The organism is Bradyrhizobium sp. LeoB3, assembly GCF_055456055.1.
Map to the genome: position 1 here is coordinate 1 of NZ_JBVBEF010000425.1, position 327 is coordinate 327.

Consider the following 327-nt stretch of genomic DNA (forward strand, 5'->3'; position numbering starts at 1 on the left):
TGCCCACATTCGGCGGATCGTGGTGTGGGAAAAGCCGGTTTCCGCAGCCATCGAGCGGATCGACCAGTGCGTCGCATTGGCCGGCGTCGTCCGCAACGTCCGCTCGATCACGGCGGCGACCTGATCGTCGTTGATGGTGCGAGGACGGCCAGGTCGCGCTTCGTCAAGCAGGCCATCACAGCGATCCTTCAAGAATCGGCGGCGCCACTTGCCAACGGTATGTTCGTGGAGGCCGAGTTCGGCAGCTACGGACTTGCTTGGCAAGCCATCCGCACATCGCAGGATCGCGCGGCATCGCTCAGACAGCGACCGGGCAACACGATGACG

At 63.9% G+C, this 327-nt stretch carries 1 protein-coding gene; it reads right to left on the bottom strand.

The features are described 5' to 3' along the window. A partial coding sequence (locus tag ACZXDY_RS46600; RefSeq protein ID WP_464350119.1) for a helix-turn-helix domain-containing protein occupies positions 1 to 327 on the bottom strand: 327 nt, incomplete at both ends.